General features: G+C 56.5%; 15 protein-coding genes, 2 riboswitches and 1 other annotated feature. Of the genes, 11 read left to right on the top strand and 4 right to left on the bottom strand.

Features of this window, described 5'->3' with window-relative positions; genetic code table 11:
• Positions 1–101: 101 nt before the first annotated feature.
• Positions 102–227: riboswitch (SAM riboswitch) on the bottom strand.
• 188 nt (positions 228–415) lie between these two features.
• Positions 416–544, top strand: a riboswitch (SAM riboswitch).
• Positions 545–629: 85 nt separating this feature from the next.
• The 6 genes from HGBM_RS11990 to HGBM_RS11965 all read left to right on the top strand — a co-directional run bounded on the left by HGBM_RS11990 (position 630) and on the right by HGBM_RS11965 (position 4,845).
• Positions 630–1,844: a 2,3-diketo-5-methylthiopentyl-1-phosphate enolase gene (locus tag HGBM_RS11990; RefSeq protein ID WP_019121348.1), complete on the top strand. Its 1,215-nt coding sequence runs from the start codon at positions 630–632 to the stop codon at positions 1,842–1,844.
• On the top strand, positions 1,841–2,518 hold the full coding sequence (locus HGBM_RS11985; protein ID WP_019121347.1) for a 2-hydroxy-3-keto-5-methylthiopentenyl-1-phosphate phosphatase: 678 nt from the start codon (positions 1,841–1,843) through the stop codon (positions 2,516–2,518). The genes HGBM_RS11990 and HGBM_RS11985 overlap by 4 nt, the downstream gene beginning before the upstream one ends.
• Positions 2,515–3,177 carry a methylthioribulose 1-phosphate dehydratase gene (locus tag HGBM_RS11980; RefSeq protein WP_019121346.1) on the top strand — a complete coding sequence of 221 codons (663 nt, stop codon included), beginning with the start codon at positions 2,515–2,517 and terminating at the stop codon, positions 3,175–3,177. Before HGBM_RS11985 ends, HGBM_RS11980 begins: the two co-directional genes overlap by 4 nt.
• A 24-nt stretch (positions 3,178–3,201) precedes the next feature.
• The gene (locus HGBM_RS11975; RefSeq protein WP_019121345.1) at positions 3,202–3,732 is read left to right on the top strand and encodes a cupin domain-containing protein; all 531 of its coding nucleotides are present in this window, start codon (positions 3,202–3,204) and stop codon (positions 3,730–3,732) included.
• Positions 3,733–3,885: 153 nt separating this feature from the next.
• On the top strand, positions 3,886–4,095 hold the full coding sequence (locus HGBM_RS11970) for a hypothetical protein (RefSeq protein ID WP_019121344.1): 210 nt from the start codon (positions 3,886–3,888) through the stop codon (positions 4,093–4,095).
• 48 nt (positions 4,096–4,143) lie between these two features.
• A complete protein-coding gene (locus tag HGBM_RS11965) occupies positions 4,144–4,845 on the top strand; it encodes a class F sortase (RefSeq protein ID WP_019121343.1) in 702 nt (233 codons plus the stop codon).
• A 23-nt stretch (positions 4,846–4,868) separates the two neighbouring features.
• Here HGBM_RS11965 and HGBM_RS11960 read toward each other — a convergent pair whose 3' ends face one another.
• The 4 genes from HGBM_RS11960 to HGBM_RS11945 form a co-directional block, all read right to left on the bottom strand.
• On the bottom strand, positions 4,869–6,647 hold the full coding sequence (locus tag HGBM_RS11960; RefSeq protein ID WP_019121342.1) for an acyl-CoA dehydrogenase family protein: 1,779 nt from the start codon (positions 6,645–6,647) through the stop codon (positions 4,869–4,871).
• Between the two features lie 28 nt (positions 6,648–6,675).
• Positions 6,676–7,854, bottom strand: coding sequence for an acetyl-CoA C-acetyltransferase (locus HGBM_RS11955; RefSeq protein ID WP_019121341.1), 1,179 nt, complete (start codon positions 7,852–7,854; stop codon positions 6,676–6,678).
• A gap of 24 nt (positions 7,855–7,878) precedes the next feature.
• Complete coding sequence (locus HGBM_RS11950; RefSeq protein ID WP_019121340.1) at positions 7,879–10,287, bottom strand: 3-hydroxyacyl-CoA dehydrogenase/enoyl-CoA hydratase family protein; 2,409 nt, start codon at positions 10,285–10,287, stop codon at positions 7,879–7,881.
• Positions 10,288–10,528: 241 nt separating this feature from the next.
• Entirely contained in the window at positions 10,529–10,945 is a 417-nt protein-coding gene (locus HGBM_RS11945; protein ID WP_019121339.1) for a hypothetical protein, read from the bottom strand.
• 183 nt (positions 10,946–11,128) lie between these two features.
• Between HGBM_RS11945 and HGBM_RS11940 the strand changes: the two genes are divergently transcribed.
• The 5 genes from HGBM_RS11940 (at position 11,129) to HGBM_RS11920 (ending at position 16,356) form a co-directional block, all read left to right on the top strand.
• On the top strand, positions 11,129–11,797 hold the full coding sequence (locus HGBM_RS11940; RefSeq protein WP_019121338.1) for a hypothetical protein: 669 nt from the start codon (positions 11,129–11,131) through the stop codon (positions 11,795–11,797).
• Positions 11,798–11,869: 72 nt separating this feature from the next.
• Positions 11,870–12,123, top strand: a binding site (T-box leader).
• Positions 12,124–12,172: 49 nt separating this feature from the next.
• Positions 12,173–13,276 (top strand): glutamate 5-kinase, encoded by a 1,104-nt coding sequence (proB, locus tag HGBM_RS11935; RefSeq protein ID WP_019121337.1) that lies wholly within the window; start codon positions 12,173–12,175, stop codon positions 13,274–13,276.
• Between the two features lie 35 nt (positions 13,277–13,311).
• Entirely contained in the window at positions 13,312–14,586 is a 1,275-nt protein-coding gene (locus HGBM_RS11930) for a glutamate-5-semialdehyde dehydrogenase (protein ID WP_019121336.1), read from the top strand.
• A gap of 13 nt (positions 14,587–14,599) precedes the next feature.
• On the top strand, positions 14,600–15,448 hold the full coding sequence (proC, locus tag HGBM_RS11925) for a pyrroline-5-carboxylate reductase (RefSeq protein WP_019121335.1): 849 nt from the start codon (positions 14,600–14,602) through the stop codon (positions 15,446–15,448).
• Between the two features lie 77 nt (positions 15,449–15,525).
• Positions 15,526–16,356 (top strand): hypothetical protein, encoded by an 831-nt coding sequence (locus tag HGBM_RS11920; protein WP_019121334.1) that lies wholly within the window; start codon positions 15,526–15,528, stop codon positions 16,354–16,356.
• Positions 16,357–16,412: the final 56 nt, after the last annotated feature.

The following is a 16,412-nucleotide window of genomic DNA, read 5'->3' as shown; positions in this document are numbered from 1 at the left end:
ATTTCATGCTCCCTTCAGCTGATGATCAATCATAATTCAACAAAAAACGACCTCTTCTCCGGAGAGAAGAGGTCGTTGTGTCCAATAGTCAACGTTATTCCCCCTTATCTTCCAGAATGGTTTGTTTCTGCAGGAATTAGCACCGTGCATTGCGACTGTTAGCATCTGTCGAAATGTCGGTTGCCGGGTTTCATCGGGCCAGTCCCTCCACCGTCTCTGGATAAGGTCATCCTTGTTGTATGTGATTGTAAGTTGAATCTTACACAGTGGAGCAGCATCTGTCAAGATTCTTCCGCACTCATTTCAGCCGGAAGCGTCAGAGCGGCAAACTCAAACTCAGGCTTGACGCTCACAGCTAAACGTCATATGATTTTACTTAGCAACAGCGAAAGTGACAAACGCATACTTCCATAAACTCTTATCGCGAGATGGCTGAGGGACTGGCCCGATGATGCCCGGCAACCGGCGCGCTGCTTTCAATAAAGTGCGAAACGGTGCTAAATCCTGCAGAACCGCATGTGGTGCGGCTTCTGAGAGATGAGAGGAGAACGCTTGGAAACCCTGCCGCCTCCTCTCGTAGGCGGTTTTTTCATGTCTCATTTCCGAATTCCGAAAGGAGGCCTGCACACGTGAACGAGGAACGCATCCTGGTCACCTACTTGACGCAAGCAAAAGATCTGGAAAAAAAGGCTGCTGCCATTGCCGTCGGGATGACCGTAGGCTCGTGGACCGACCTGCCTGCGGCCAAACAGGCGGAACTTCGCCCTTATCTCGGCGAGCCGGCCGGCACTGAGCCGCTGTCCGTGCTTGAAAACAGCGAAACCCGCGGCCTGATTACCGTAAGCTATCCGGTTCGCAACTTTACCAAAGACATTCCCTCGCTCTTGACCGGTATATTCGGAAAGCTGTCGATGGACGGAAAAATCAAGCTGATCGACGTCCAGCTTCCGCCTTCCTTTACATCCGCCTTTCCTGGCCCCAAATTCGGGATTGATGGACTGAGAGAGCTGACCAAGGTTCACGGACGGCCGCTCTTGATGAGCATTTTCAAATCGTGCCTCGGCCTTCCTTTTGACGACTTGAAAACACAGTTTCGCGCACAGGCGCAAGGCGGCGTCAACCTGATCAAGGACGACGAAATCTTCTTTGCCGACGACCGCGCCCCGTTCCTCGAACGCATAGCCGCATTCGGGCAAATCGCCAAAGAAATCGAGGCGGAGACCGGCAAACCGGTTCTCTATGCGGCCAATCTGACCGGCCCGAGCCATCTTTTGCCGGACAAGGCAAAGCGGGCGGTCGAGGCGGGAGCCACCTGCCTGTTGTTCAACGTGTTGGCATACGGCTTTGACATGCTGCACCGCCTGGCTGCAGATCCCGACATAACCATCCCGATCATGTCCCACCCGGCATTGGCGGGAGCCTATTACCCGTCACCCGATTACGGTATCGCCACGCCGCTTTTGCTGGGCAAACTGATGCGGCTGGCCGGCGCTGACCTGGTCTTGTTCCCGTCGCCGTACGGCAATGTCGCCCTGGATAAGTCCGACGCGCTCAAACTGGCGGATAGCCTGACGGAACCGCATCAGACGCTGAAGCGCCCCTTCCCTGTGCCGTCTGCAGGGATTCATCCCGGTCTGGTGCCCCAGCTCTACGCCGATTTCGGCGTCGATCAAGTGGTCAATGCAGGCGGCGGCATTCACGGCCATCCCGGCGGTGCCACTGACGGAGCAAGAGCGTTCGTCGCAGCCATCGATGCTGCTGCAAACGGGATATCCCTTGAAGAAGCTGCCAAGCATTCCGAACCTTTGGCGATCGCCCTCGCGAAATGGGGTGGCGCCAAGTGAGCAAGCAAATCGTCTTGTTCTGCGACTTTGACGGCACGATAACGGAAAAGGACAACATCGCCGCGATCATGCGCCGTTTTGGCCCGCCGGAAGCAGAGCCCCTGATGCAAAAGATCCTGACACAACAGATGAGCATCAGGGAAGGGGTCGGCCAATTATTCGCCATGCTGCCTTCCGCGTTAAAAGATGAGATCGTTCGGTTTATTGCCCGAGACGCGAAGATTCGCCCAGGTTTTGATCAGTTCGTCCGCTTTTGCGACGAGGCGGGCATCGAACTCTTGATCACCAGCGGCGGCATCGACTTTTTCGTCTACCCTATCCTCGCCGGATTTCAGCTGGAAAATCGAATTTACTGCAACGGCAGCGATTTTACACAGGAGCGGATCACGATTACCTGGCCGCACCGCTGCGGGGAACACTGTTCCAACGACTGCGGCATGTGCAAAACAACGATCATCCGCGGTTATGATCCCAAGCGTTATCACCGCATCGTAATCGGAGACAGCATTACTGACCTGGCGGGTGCAAAAATCGCCGATTTCGTCATCGCCCGCTCCCTCCTGGAACAGAAATGCAAAGAGCTGGGCCTGGCTCATCAGCCGTTCGCGACGTTTTACGATGTGATTCACATTTTACAAAACTTGCAAGTATCTGAGGAGGTGAAACTGTCATGACAACCACGACTACTCTTGAACAGCGTACAGATGCTTTTCGGCGTCTGGACGAGGCGAAGCTGAACTTTGCCAAACGGGACTGGTTTCCCGGGACCAGCGGCAATCTCTCCATCAGATTGTCAGGTGATCCGCTCCGCTTCGCAGTCACGGCGAGCGGCAAAGACAAGACCAAGCTGACAGCAGAGGATTACCTGATCGTCGACGGCGACGCCGTACCCGTCGAGCCCACTTCCCTGAAGCCGTCTGCGGAAACCCTGATCCACGCCGTCGTCTACAAGCGGATCCCGGAAGCGGGAGCCTGCTTTCACGTCCATACGCTCGGCAATAACCTGATCTCCGAGCTGTACTTTGGCCAGCGGGCGTTTTCGATTCAAGGCCAGGAGTTGATCAAGGGCCTTGGCATCTGGGAAGAAAATGCGGCCATCACGGTGCCGATCGTCGAAAATTACGCTGATATCCCGAAGCTGGCGGCCGCGATTGACAAAGTGATTACCCCGGAAGTTCCCGGCGTGTTAATCCGCAACCACGGCATTTACGCCTGGGGGAAAAACGATTTTGAAGCAAAGCGCCATTTGGAGTCGTTTGAATTTTTGTTTGAGTACCATCTGCGTTTGCTCCAGCTGCGCAGCGCCGTTGCCCCGGCACAGGCAAGCGTGTAACCAATTTTAAAGGAGGATGTAAAAATGGCAAAAGTCCGTTTTCACGACACCAATGAGTACATCGAGGGCAGAGAAGCTGTCGAAAGCTTCCTCTCCTCGCAGGAGGTCATCTACGAATACTGGGGCGTTGACCGTCTGAATGACCGCCAGCGCAATGACTACGATTTAAGCGATGAAGAAAAGAACGAAATCGTCGAAGCGTTCCGCAAAGAGATTGACGACATCAGCGCCCGTCGCGGATACACCACCGCCGACCTGATCATGCTTTCAGACAAGACGCCCAATTTAGACGAGTTGTTGAAGGTGTTCATCGCTGAACACCACCACACCGACGACGAGGTTCGCTTTTGCGTCGACGGCCACGGAATTTTCGCCATCAAAGGAAAAGATGGCCGCTATTTTGACGTCGAGCTCTCCGCCGGCGATTTGATCTCGGTTCCTTCCTACTACCGCCATTACTTTACCCTGATGGACGACCGCAAGATCAAGGCAATCCGCCTGTTCATCACACCGGCTGGCTGGCAGGCCATCTACGAAGAACCGTCCGTGCAATAAGTCCGAAACAACGCTGGAAGTCGTGCAGCAGTGCACTTCCAGCGTTTTTTTCCGCTTGCTGGATGGCCAAAAAGTCCCTTCATACACGCCGAAAACGGGGAAAAGCTATAGCTGCAAGGACAACAAATCAACAATGGAAAGGTGGTACCGACAGTGAAAAAGATTGTTTCTATAGCCCTTGCTGTTTGCTTCGTGTTCACCTCGGCTTCGGCATTTGCCGCACATCCCCCTGGCCATCCCGCCAAGCATAAGGTTCACACCAAGACCCACAAAATTCATACCAAAGCCAAAACCACCAAAAAGCTTCATATCAAAGAAGCTCCGGGGATGCCTAGCACCGGTTTGGGCGGAACGAGCAACTAAAAGAGGGATATTCCCTCTTTTCCTACGTTTTAGGGGGAAGCGTGAACAATGCTGAAACACATATGTCTTATCCTGGTGCTTGCCCTTTTGGTTTTGCCGGGCTGCGCCTCAGCGCCTACGCCTTCAGCGGTTGAACAGGCACCGATTGAATATCAGCAGAGCCTGCCGGAAGCAGGCAGCGCAGCGGAACCGCCGGATACAGCACAGCCGGCTCTAACACCCCCGATGGAAATAACACAGCCAGCTCCGACACCGCCTGCTCAAAAGCCGGCTCCGAAGCGGATCGGAATCACCCCTGCCCGTCTGCAAATACCTTCCATCAAACTAAACGCTCCCGTAGAGCCGGTCGGAGTATTGAAAAATGGGCAGATGGGCGTACCGAAAGCGTTTGATCGCGTCGGGATACTCATGCCCTGGACAAAACCGGGAGAGAACGGAAGTGCGGTTATTGCAGGCCATCTGGATCACTATACGGGGCCGGCCGTGTTTTACGGCCTAAAGAAGCTGAAGCCGCAAGACAAGGTGATTGTCTCGGATAAAAACGGTCGGAAATTGAACTTTGTCGTAAAGTCGGTGGAGTTTTTTCCACCTGCCAAAGCTCCACGGCAACGAGTTTTCGGAGAGTCGGACACCCCCCGGCTGAATTTGATTACATGCGCAGGCAAATTTAACAAAAAGACTCAGCAACATTCACTGCGGTTGGTCGTATTTACCCAACTTGCCGAGGAACAAGAACAAGCTGGGGAATGAATCCCCAGCTTCACATACATCAGTCAAACCGCGTATCCGTCTGCTTTGATCACCTGGTCTGCAATCGCTCGCTTCAAGTGAATCGCGTTCACCGGATTGCTGCGAGTCAGCTTTCTCAAGATGGACAGCCGCAGGCGCAGTTCGTCTCCTTCCTCCATCGCCGCCAGCGCTTCCTTCGCCCACGCCTCCACCTTGTCAAACGCTTCGTGTACAAAGACAGTCGTCAGCTCCCATTTGTGCCGTTCTTTTTCCACGCCGTTTTTCGAGAAGGCTTTCTCCGTTCGTTTCACGACGCTGTCCATGGCATAAAGCTGGATAATCATATCGGCAATGAGTGACAGCAGTTCCTGTTCCTTGGCAAGGGCCTGCTGGTATTTCATCATCGCCGATCCGGCCACCATCAAAATGATTTTGCGGGTCATCGACAGCAGATGTTTTTCTGCCGCCAGCGGTGACTCCTCCACTTCCGCCGGATAGTACTGCAGCAGTTCGTCCTGCAGCCGGGCCGCCTCCGCGAGCAGCGGCAGCTCTCCCTTCATCGCCTTTTTGGCCAGCATGTCGGGAATCAGCAGGCGATTGATTTCATTGGTTCCTTCAAAAATGCGGTTGATTCTGGAGTCGCGATACATATGCTCGATTTCATACTCAGACATGAAACCGTAGCTGCCGTGAATCTGCACGCCTTCGTCTACGCAGTAATCCAGCATTTCCGAGCCGAACACCTTGTTAATCGAGCACTCAATCGCATAATCGGCAATCGCCTTTGCTGCTTCGCCGCCCATGTCCGCCTTTTCCCCCAGCGCAGACATCGCGGAGTCAAACAAGCCAACAGTTCGGTAGACGGAGCTTTCGGCTGCGTACAGCTTGATCGCCATGTTGGCCAGCTTGTTTTGGATCAGGGGAAAATTGGCGATCGCGGTTTGGAATTGCCTCCGTCCTTTTGCGTATGTCGCCGCCAGATGAAGGGCGTGCTTGGCGGATCCGACTGTTCCCAATGCCAGCTTGTAGCGGCCGATGTTGAGGATGTTAAAGGCGATCACGTGGCCCCTGCCCGGCTGGCCCAGCAGATTTTCCACAGGTACGGGAACGTCCTGCAGGATGACGGTCCGCGTCGACGAGCCCTTGATCCCCATTTTTTTCTCTTCCTGCCCAAAGGAGACGCCCGGATACGTCCGCTCGACGATAAACGCCGTAAACTGTTCGCCGTCGATCTTGGCGTAGACGATGAACACATCGGCGAACCCGCCGTTGGTAATCCACTGCTTTTCTCCGTTGAGAATGTAGTGTTTGCCGTCTGCGGAGAGGCGGGCCACCGTCTTGGCGCCAAGCGCATCAGACCCGGAGCCCGGTTCGGTCAGACAGTAGGCCGCCAAGCGGGCTCCGGAGGCCAGATCAGGCAGGTACCTGCGCTTTTGCTCCTCGCTGCCAAAGTAGACGATCGGCAGCGAACCAATGCCCACATGTGCTCCGTAGCTTATCGCAAAGCTGCGGGCGAGTGCAAACTTTTCCGTGATCAACGCCGAGCTTACCTTGTCCAGCCCCAGGCCCCCGTACGCCTCCGGCACATCTGCGCCGAGCAGCCCCAGCTTTCCCGCGTCCTTCAACAATTGGACCGAGAGATCAAAATGCTGTGCTTCGATTTCGCCCAGACGCGGGCGAACCTCATGGGTGATAAAATCCTCTGTCGTTCTGGCGATCATCTTATGCTCTTCACGGATGTCTTCCGGCGTGAACACTTCATCACACGACCCGGTATCAATAAGAAAACTGCCGCCTCGAATCACGTTATTCGTTTCCGCCATTCCACTCACTCTCCTTTACAAGAGACTGTCACAGCAGTTCAAACACGCCGGCGGCTCCCATGCCGCCGCCGATGCACATGGTCACGACCCCGTACCTCCCGCCCTGCCGCCGGAGCTCCTGGAGCAGAGAGACGGTCAGCTTGGCACCTGTACAGCCGAGCGGATGACCCAGGGCAATCGCTCCGCCGTTTACGTTTACCTTCGCCGGATCCAGATCCAGCTCGCGGATAACCGCCAGCGACTGCGAGGCGAACGCCTCGTTCAATTCAAACAAGTCGACATCGGCAACCGACAATCCCGCCAGCTTGAGCGCTTTGGGAATCGCCACGACCGGACCGATCCCCATGACGTCGGGATCGACGCCCCCTACCGTAAACGAGCGGAAGCGGGCAAGCGGTGCAATCCCAAGCTCGGCTGCCTTGGCGGCGGACATGACCATGACGGCTGCCGCTCCGTCACTCGTCTGCGAGGCGTTCCCCGCCGTAACCGTGCCGTGCGGATGAAATACCGGCTTTAGCTTGGCTAATCCTTCGACGGTCGTGTCGTAGCGAACGCCTTCATCCGTATCAAATTGAAATTCCTTTACATGCACCGCTCCGTCGTCGTCAACGTGGTGCTGTTTGACCTGCAGCGGCACGATCTCCTCGGCAAACTTTCCTTCCCTGATCGCCGCCGCTGCCCGGCGATGGCTTTCCGCCGCGAAGGCATCCTGGTCTTCCCGGCTCACCTGATAGCGCCGCGCCACCTCTTCCGCCGTATGTCCCATGCCCATATAAGCTTCGGGCATCGTCTCCACCAGCGTCGGATTGAGCGCGACTTTATGGCCCAGCATCGGCAGCAGGCTCATGCTCTCCACGCCGCCGGCGACGATGACGTCCGCTCCGCCGGCGACGATCTGCTGTGCGGCGTAGGCGATCGTCTGCAATCCGGAAGAACAAAACCGGTTAATCGTGATGCCCGGCACAGATGTCGGCAATCCGGCGCGAAGCCCGATCAGGCGCGCCATATTCATGCCCTGCTCGGCCTCGGGAACCGCTGTCCCCATGATTACATCTTCGATCAAGGCCGGATCAAGCGCGGGCACCCGGCGCAGCAGGTCGCCGACTACAGCCGCCCCCATATCGACCGGGTGCACGTCCTTCAGGCTGCCCCGTTTTGCTTTGCCTACCGCCGTCCGCGCCCCGGCGACGATGACTGCTTCTCTCATGCTCTCTCCTCCTTGCAATCTGGATCAGTTGCGCAGCGCCTTGCCCTTGGCCAGCATGTGCTGCATCCGCTGCTGCGACTTCTGCGTCTTGATCAATTCCATGAACGCCTGTTTCTCCAGCTCCAGGATGTACGCTTCACTCACTTCCGTCCCGGCTGGCAGACTGCCCCCCGCCATGACGTAGGCCAGCTTGCCGGCGATCAGCTCGTCATGTTCGCTGATCAGCCCGCCGATCCGCATCGAATAGAGATTTTGCCGCAGGTTGGCATAGCCGGTCTCGCCGATCACGCGAATTTTTCGCGGCTGGCGCGGCCTGTACCCCGCTTTGTCCATGGTCAGCACAGCCTGCTTGGCGTCGTAGAGCAAGTGATCGGGATGGATGCTGATGCCGTCAGTCGGACGCAGGTAGCCGAGCTGGACGGCCTCGTGGGCGCTCGTCGAGACTTTGGCCAGCGCAATCGTTTCAAAGGCCCGGGCGACGAACGGGAAGGGATCAACGGGAAACGTGCCTCCCTGCGGAACGTTCTCCATGGCGCGAAACAGCATCTCCGACGTGCCGCCGCCAGCCGGGATTAGTCCCACCCCGGCCTCAACCAGCCCCATATAAGTCTCGGCAGATGCCTGGACGCGATCCGCCAGATAGCATACCTCCACGCCTCCGCCGAGCGTCATGCCGAACGGGGCTGCGACCACAGGACGTCCCATTTGCCTGAATGCCTGTTTTACCGCATGAAACTTTTTCACCAAAAGCTCCAGCTCCGGCCAGTTTTCGTCCTGGGCCTCGACCAGCGCCATCGCCAGGTTCATGCCGACGCAAAAGTTCTTGCCTTGATTGCCGATGACCAGCCCGAGGAAGTCCTGCTTGACGACCTCGACAGCCGTATTCGCCATGTGCAGGATGTCCATGCCCAAAGCGTTGTGCGGGGAGGTAAATTCCAGACAGGCGACGCCATCCCCCAAATCGATCAGCGCTGCCCCGGCGTTCTTCCTGATCAGCTTCCCCTGCTCTTTTAACGCTGCAAGGTTGATTCTCTGCTTGTTCTCCTCGATCAAGGCGTATTTGCCGCCGATCGCAAAAGCTCCGATACGGCCGTCTGTCCGCTCGTAAAAGCTGGTTTTCCCGCTTGCCAGCAGTTCTTCGACCAAAGGCGGGATCGCTTCCCCCTCCTCCCGCATCCGGGCGACCGACTTCTCGACGCCGAGGGCATCCCAGGTTTCAAACGGCCCCAGTTCCCAGCCGAAGCCCCACTTCATCGCCCGGTCGATGGCGACGATGTCGTCCGTGATCTCTCCCACTTTGGCCGCTGAGTAAAGCAGTACCTTTTTGAACAGGTTCCAAATAAACTCGCTCCCTTTATCGCTGCCCCAGGCCAGTGTCCGAAGCTTCTGCGGCAAGTCTTTGGACGATTTGGCCGCTGCCAGCGACGGGAAGCTCGCCTTGATTCGCGGACGGTATTCCAGTGTCTGGTAGTCGATGGCCCATATCTCTTTGCCTGCCGCTGTCTGTTCCTGTTTAAAAAAGCCTTGCCCGCTTTTTTGCCCGATCCAGCCTTTTTCCACCATCCGCAAGACGAATTCGGGCACTTCAAAAACAGCTCGCTCTCCCGGATCGCCGCTTTTCTCCTGTACGTTACGGGCGACGTGTACATACGTGTCCAGGCCGACGACATCCAGGGTTCGAAACGTAGCGCTTTTCGGCCGCCCGATGACAGGACCGGTCAAGGCGTCTACCTCATCTACAGCAAGTCCCAGCCGGACCATTTCGTGAATCGATACTTGCAAGCCGTAGGTCCCGATGCGGTTCGCGATAAAATTGGGCGTATCTTTGCAGAGGACCGTCCCTTTTCCCAGGACGAATTCGCCAAACCGCTGCATGAAGCCGACGACGTCCGGGTCTGTCTCGCTGCCGGGGATAATCTCCAGAAGTTTCAGATAGCGGGGAGGATTAAAAAAGTGGGTGCCGAGAAAATGCTTGCGAAACTCGGCGGAACGCTCTTTGCACATCTCGTTGATGGAAACGCCCGAAGTATTGGAAGAGACGATGGCGCCGGGTTTGCGGTATGCCTCGACCGCGGCAAAAACTTGCTTTTTCACTTCCAGGTTCTCTACCACTGCTTCGATGATCCAATCTGCCTCCGCCAGGAGAGAAAGGTGATCTTCCATATTGCCAACCGTAATCAGGGCGAGATTGGCCCTGTCGTAAAGCGGGGCCGGCTTGGCCTTGACCAGCCTGTCTTTGCCCGATTGGGCAATGCGGTTTCGCACGGCAGGATGCTCCAGCGTCAGCCCTTTTTTCGCTTCCTCCGCCGTCAATTCGCCGGGGACGACATCCAATAAATACGTCGGAATCCCTGCATTTGCCAAGTGGGCGGCAATTCCCGCTCCCATTACCCCGGAACCAAGCACAGCGGCTTTGCGAATTTTGCGTTCCATCAAGTACCCTCCTTGTTTGCTTTCTCTCACCCTAAGCCTATGTTCTGTTCCCGCAGCTCATGTGCTCGCAGCTTTTTGAATGAATATTCATTCATTTTCGGCTAAAAAAAACACTCCACTGCCGTCTAGAGAAAAAGCCCCTCTGATTGCGTATTCGTGGAATGTTTCCGCTGCGTTGCGAGGAAATGAACATCTGTTCAGATTTATTCTAAAACAATGTAAATCCGGTTGCAATGCGAATTTACATCTGCGGTACAAAGGTGCCATCCCGCAGCATGGTCAGCTCTCCCATGATAAAGGCGAGTTCTTCGGACTCCCCCACCTCTCCGCTTTCTTCAAGAGCCTCCAGACGGCGCAGCAGGATGTTGGCAAAATCCTGGATTTGCACGGGATGCGCTTCCAGATCCGCTTCGTCCAGCACTTCAAAGCTGGTCATCGCCTCCAGATGCGTGCTGATGTGAAACCCGCCGATTTCCCCCAGGTACTCGCGCTTGTTGATCGGCGATTTTTGCAGTTTGCGCAGCATGCTGACGATGTCATTCGCGTATGCGCTGGGAAATACCACCTGATAAAAATGGCGGTTCGCCGACTCCTCTGTCTTGATGATCAACATATCTATGCCATCCAGCTTTTTTGCTTTTTTGCCAATACCGAACATCAATACCACCTCATTGCCGAAATTGATCACACTTTATCCATCATAGTGGTAAAACCCCAAACAAACAAGCCCCTCCTCCCTATTTGGCCGGCACATGCCGCAGGAAAAAGTTAACATGGTTATCTTGCCAGCCGCTTCACATGCTAAAAACAGAAAATAGCCGACAGGTGTGAGGTGGAAAACATGAGAAAGTGGCTGCTCATCCTCGCTTTGGCTGTCGCCGTGTCAGGCTGCGGCGGACAACAAGGCACACAGAAGGCCAAAGATCAGACGAAATCGACGCAAACAAAAAACAAAACCAAAGGTACGAAGACCGCCGGCAAGCAGAAGCCCGCAGCGAAAGAGGACAAAAAACTGAAGACAACCGCGATCACCAATCTGGACAAGGACAAGTCCGAGCTCGTCTTGTTCTTGAATAAAGCTGAACACGTCGTCGAGGATGTTCTCTACGCCGCAGCGTCGCTGCCAACCGGCAAGACGATTACAGAAGACGGCCTGCGCTACCGTCAGCTTCCGCCGGAGTACGACAGCAAGGAAAAGGTTATTGCGCATTTTTCCACGTTTTGGAGCCACCCGCTGGCCGTAAAAATGTACGACAACCTGACGACGCGGATGGAAAACGGAAAATTGTACATCGCCGCCCCGCAGGTCGATTATCCCGTCCTCATCTCCTTGCGCAATACGACGGCAAAGGTTGACCCGTCCGGCATTACAGCGGTGGTTCAAGGGGCCGCGCCGGCCAACTTTGCGGGAAACCAGACGATTACCTACCACCTGGTTCGCGATCAAAAAACCGGCAGCTTCGAAATTGACAAGCGGACGGGCGAATACGGCCAAAGCAGGTTCCGCTAAATGAATGCTATCGGGGACTTGACATAATAATTCACCTGGGGGCATAATGATGTCTATATAACATGGATATCATTGAACGCGATGATGGGGAATAGTAAAACCGATGCGTCTGGCATAGAGAGCGAATCTCGGCGGCTGAAAGGATTCGCCCAGAAGTGGTTTGAACCCGCCCCGGAGCGGCTAGGGATGACCTAGAACAGGACCCTTTCCCCTGTTATCAAGGAAAGCGCTGCGGCATGGGCCCGGCGAAAAGCCGGACAGCTCTTGTTTTTTATCAGGCTGTCAAATAAGGTGGTACCGCGAAAGCAGACCCTTTCGTCCTTATGTGGATGAAAGGGTTTTTTGTATACCCGGAACAGAAAGGTGAAGCGTCAAATGAAAAAGCGAATCGTGGTCAAGGTGGGCAGCAGTTCCCTCGCCTCCCCTCAGGGAGGATGTGATCCTGCAAAACTTTCCGCCATCGTTTCCAACATATCCCGGCTGCATGCGAACGGACATGAAACCGTACTGGTTTCTTCCGGGGCGGTAGCCAGCGGGTACGCGCAGCTCGGCTATAAACAGCGGCCCCGCACATTGGCTGCCAAGCAGGCGGCCGCTGCGATCGGCCAAGGCATGTTAATGCAGCAGTACGCCGCCCTGTTTGGGCAAAACAACTGTACGGTAGCGCAAATTCTGCTGACGCGGGGGGACTTTTCCGATCAGGAACGATATCGCCACGCCTTCCAGACCATCTCCCTGCTGCTGTCCCGCAGAATCCTGCCAATCATCAACGAGAATGACACGGTTTCTGTCGCCGAATTGACGTTTGGCGACAACGACATGCTGGGCGCACTGGTCGCCGGCCTGGTCCACGCCGATCTCTACGTGATCTTGACGGATACGGACGGCTTGTACGACAAAGACCCGCGCAAACACCCCGACGCCCGGCGGATTCCCTTTTTGCGGACCGTCACGGCAGAAGCGGAAGCGTTGGCGGGAAGTGCCGGAGCATTGGGAACGGGCGGCATGGCCTCCAAGCTGAAAGCGGCGAAAACCGCCCATTCCCTGGGCATCCCCTGCTTCATCGGCCGGGCAAACGGCGATGACGGCTTGCTGTCCATCCTGGCCGGCGAAGGCGTCGGGACGTATGTGGGCATGACCCGGGAACAGACGAAAAAGTGGAACGTCTCTACGCGAAAGCAGTGGATCGCCCTGCACTCCGCCGTCCACGGCAGGCTGCACGTTGACAAGGGAGCCGCCGATGCCCTGCTCAACAAGAACAAAAGCCTGCTGGCAGCCGGTATTCAAAGCGTCGACGGCTCGTTCGCGGCAGGGGAAGTAGTCGAAGTACTCTGCGACGGTACGCTGATCGGCAGAGGGATCAGCCGCTACGGGGCAGATGAGCTGCGTGAAGCACTGCCGCCGGCTGAAGGAAACCGGCTGGAAGGCGAAGTGATCAATCGAGATTACTGGGTAACGCTGCTGGCGGTATCCAGTTAAAAAAATGAGGAAACAACCGGAGAGGAGTGTTTTACATGGAAAAAGCACAAATTCGCGAAGCTGTCGCGCTGCAGGCACAAGCGGCCAAGCAGGCGGCCCGGGTCTGGGCATTGCTGTCTGGCGAGCAGAAGAACGCCGCGCTTAGGGCCATTGGCGAGCAGCTGCGCACGAATGAAGCGGCCATTCTGGCAGCGAATGAACAGGATCTGCAGGCGGCAGAGGCAAGCGGCCAACCTGCGAGCTATCTGGACCGGCTGCGGCTCAGTCACGACCGGATCCTTGGCCTGGTGCAAAGTCTGGAGGAGCTGGCCCTACTCCCCGATCCGATCGGCAGCACAACGGCCAAGTGGGAGCGGCCCAACGGTCTCGTCATCCAGTCGGTGCGGGTGCCGCTCGGCGTAATCGGGATGGTATACGAAGCTCGACCCAACGTCACGGTTGACTCCGCCGCGATCGCACTGAAGACGGGGAATGCGATTCTGCTCCGCGGCAGCCGCTCTGCCGCCCGGACAAACGTGGCGCTGGTCGCCAGCATCCACACGGCCCTGCGCTCTCTCGATTTGCCCGAAGAAGCTGTGCAATACGTCGCCATCGAGCAGCATGAGTCAGTCGATGCGATGTGCACCTTGAACGGCTTGATCGACGTCATCATTCCGCGCGGCGGTGCGGCACTGATCAACCGCGTCGTGAAGACATCGACCGTGCCGGTGCTGGAAACCGGGGTGGGCAACTGCCACATCTTCGTAGACGAGTCCGCCAACCGCCAAATGGCCGAAGCGATTGTCATCAATGCCAAGACGAGCCGGCCTTCTGTCTGCAATGCCGCAGAGAGCCTGCTGCTGCATCGGAAGTGGCCGCGTGAACAGCGGGAGGGGCTGCTTCGCTCCCTCTGGCATGCCGGGGTGGAGATCCGCGCCTGCGCCAAAACCAGAGAGGATTTCCCCGAACTGCAAGAAATCCTGAAGCCCGCCCAGGACGAGGACTGGGGCTGCGAGTACCTTGCCATGATCATCGCTGTCCGGACGGTTGAAAGCCTGGAAGAAGCCATTGCCCATATCGCCAAGCACGGAACCGGGCATTCGGAAGCGATCGTCACCGAAAACGACCAGGCTGCCAAACGCTTTCTCGCTGCGGTAGACGCCGCCGCCGTCTACCACAACGCTTCTACCCGTTTTACCGATGGCGGCGAATTCGGCTTCGGGGCGGAGATCGGGATCAGCACGCAAAAGATTCACGCCCGCGGTCCGATGGGGCTTGAGGCGCTGACCTCGATCAAGTATCAGATCTTGGGCACAGGACAAATACGCTAAAGGAGGAATACAGATGCAAACCATCTCATATGAAGCCAAACTTCAAACGCTCCGCATCGGCTTCCTCGGTGCCGGATCGATAGTCGAAGCGATGATGGACGGCATGTTAAAAGAAGGACTCCTGCCCGCAGAGCAGATATCGGTGACCAACCGGTCCAATGCGGAGCGTTTATCCTACCTGCACGACCAGTACAACGTGTGTGCCGTATATGACAAAGAACAGCTGATCCGCTCTGTCGACCTCTTGATCCTGGGGATAAAGCCCGCCGATGCGGCGAAAGCCTGCCAAGAGCTGCGCGGTCTTGTCCGCCCTGACCAATTGGTTATCTCCGTTGTCGCGGGTGTATCGACTGATTTGATCGGCACCTGGTTGGGAGCAGACTGTCCGATCGTCCGGGCGATGCCAAGCACCTCCTCGGCAGTCGGACTGTCGACCACAGGAATAGCGCCAGGCCGCTACGCCGACGACACCCACCTTCAGTTGGCCCGCCTGCTGTTCTCCTCCATCGGCTACGTCCATACCGTCCCAGAGGAGGAGATAGACATCATCACGGGCCTGGCAGCCAGCGGCCCTGCTTTTATCTACTATCTCGTGGAAGCGATGGAAGGAGCTGGAGTAGCCGCCGGCCTGTCCCCGGAAATGGCCCGGGAAATGACGGTGCAAACCCTGCATGGAGCCGCCCAGATGCTGCTCCAGACGAAGACGGAACCGTCCGTGCTGCGGCAAAAGATCACCAGTCCCGGCGGTACTACCCAGGCAGGCCTGGAAATATTGAACCAATACGACTTCCAAAAAGCGGTCAGCTCCGCGATCCTGCGGGCAGCAGAACGTGCCCGCGAGCTGGGCGCCCAATTCGAATAAACTTGGCATCCGCGGCATCTGTGTTATCCTAGAGACATCAACAGCGAATCCGAAGTAGGTTTGCGAGGAGAGGGCATATGGAAGTGTACGCATTATACGGCTCCAGCGGAACAGGCAAAAGCTCGAGTGCGCTGGGGCTGGCCCACCGGCTGGAAATTGAGGCGATCATCGACGACGGCATCCTCATTTACCAGGGGCGGAAGGTGGCCGGGACTTCGGCCAAGTACGAAAAGACGAAAATCCAGGCGGTAAAACGGGCGATCTTCTTTTACCCTGACCATGCGGAGGAAGTAAAGCGGATCATGGGTCGGCTCCCGATTTCACGGCTGCTCGTCATCGGCACCTCCAAGCGGATGATTGAGCGAATCGTTACAGCGCTTGGGCTGCCTGCTCCCGCCAAGTTCATCTCCATCGAGTCGATCAAACCGGCGCAAGAGATCAGAGCGGCCAGGTACATCCGGGAAACACAGGGAAAACACGTCATTCCCGTTCCGCGGGTCGAGGTGGAAAAGGACTTCTTCCAGCGAATAATCGCGTCAGCGCAGCAGATCTTCTCCCACCGCAAAGAAGTGATCGGCGAGACGACGATCGTGCAGCCTGCTTTTTCCGGCGGGCGCATTCAGGTGTACGAGCACGTGCTGAAAAAAATCGTCCAGGCGGCCTGTCTGCGCTTTCCCGAAGTGGCGCAGGTACACAAGTCGACCTATACGTTTCACGACCTGCCCCGCCTCGCGGTCAACCTGACGCTGTCCGTTCCCTTCGGCACAGCCATCCGTCCGATCATCCGCCAACTGCAGCAGGCCTTGTACGACGAACTCGACTACTGCCTGAATATCGCTCCGGCTTCAATCGACGTTACGATTCAATCTGTACGGATTGAGACAAGTCTTACGCAAAAATCGTTATAACCTGTTGTAAGCATATATGGAGAGCCTTTTCCCTGAACTGCCCACCCCCTATTTTT

It is taken from the genome of Brevibacillus massiliensis (assembly GCF_000311785.1).
GTDB lineage: Bacteria > Bacillota > Bacilli > Brevibacillales > Brevibacillaceae > Brevibacillus_C > Brevibacillus_C massiliensis.
Note: the sequence above shows the minus strand (reverse complement) of the source record. Positions and strands in the feature narration are given on the sequence as shown.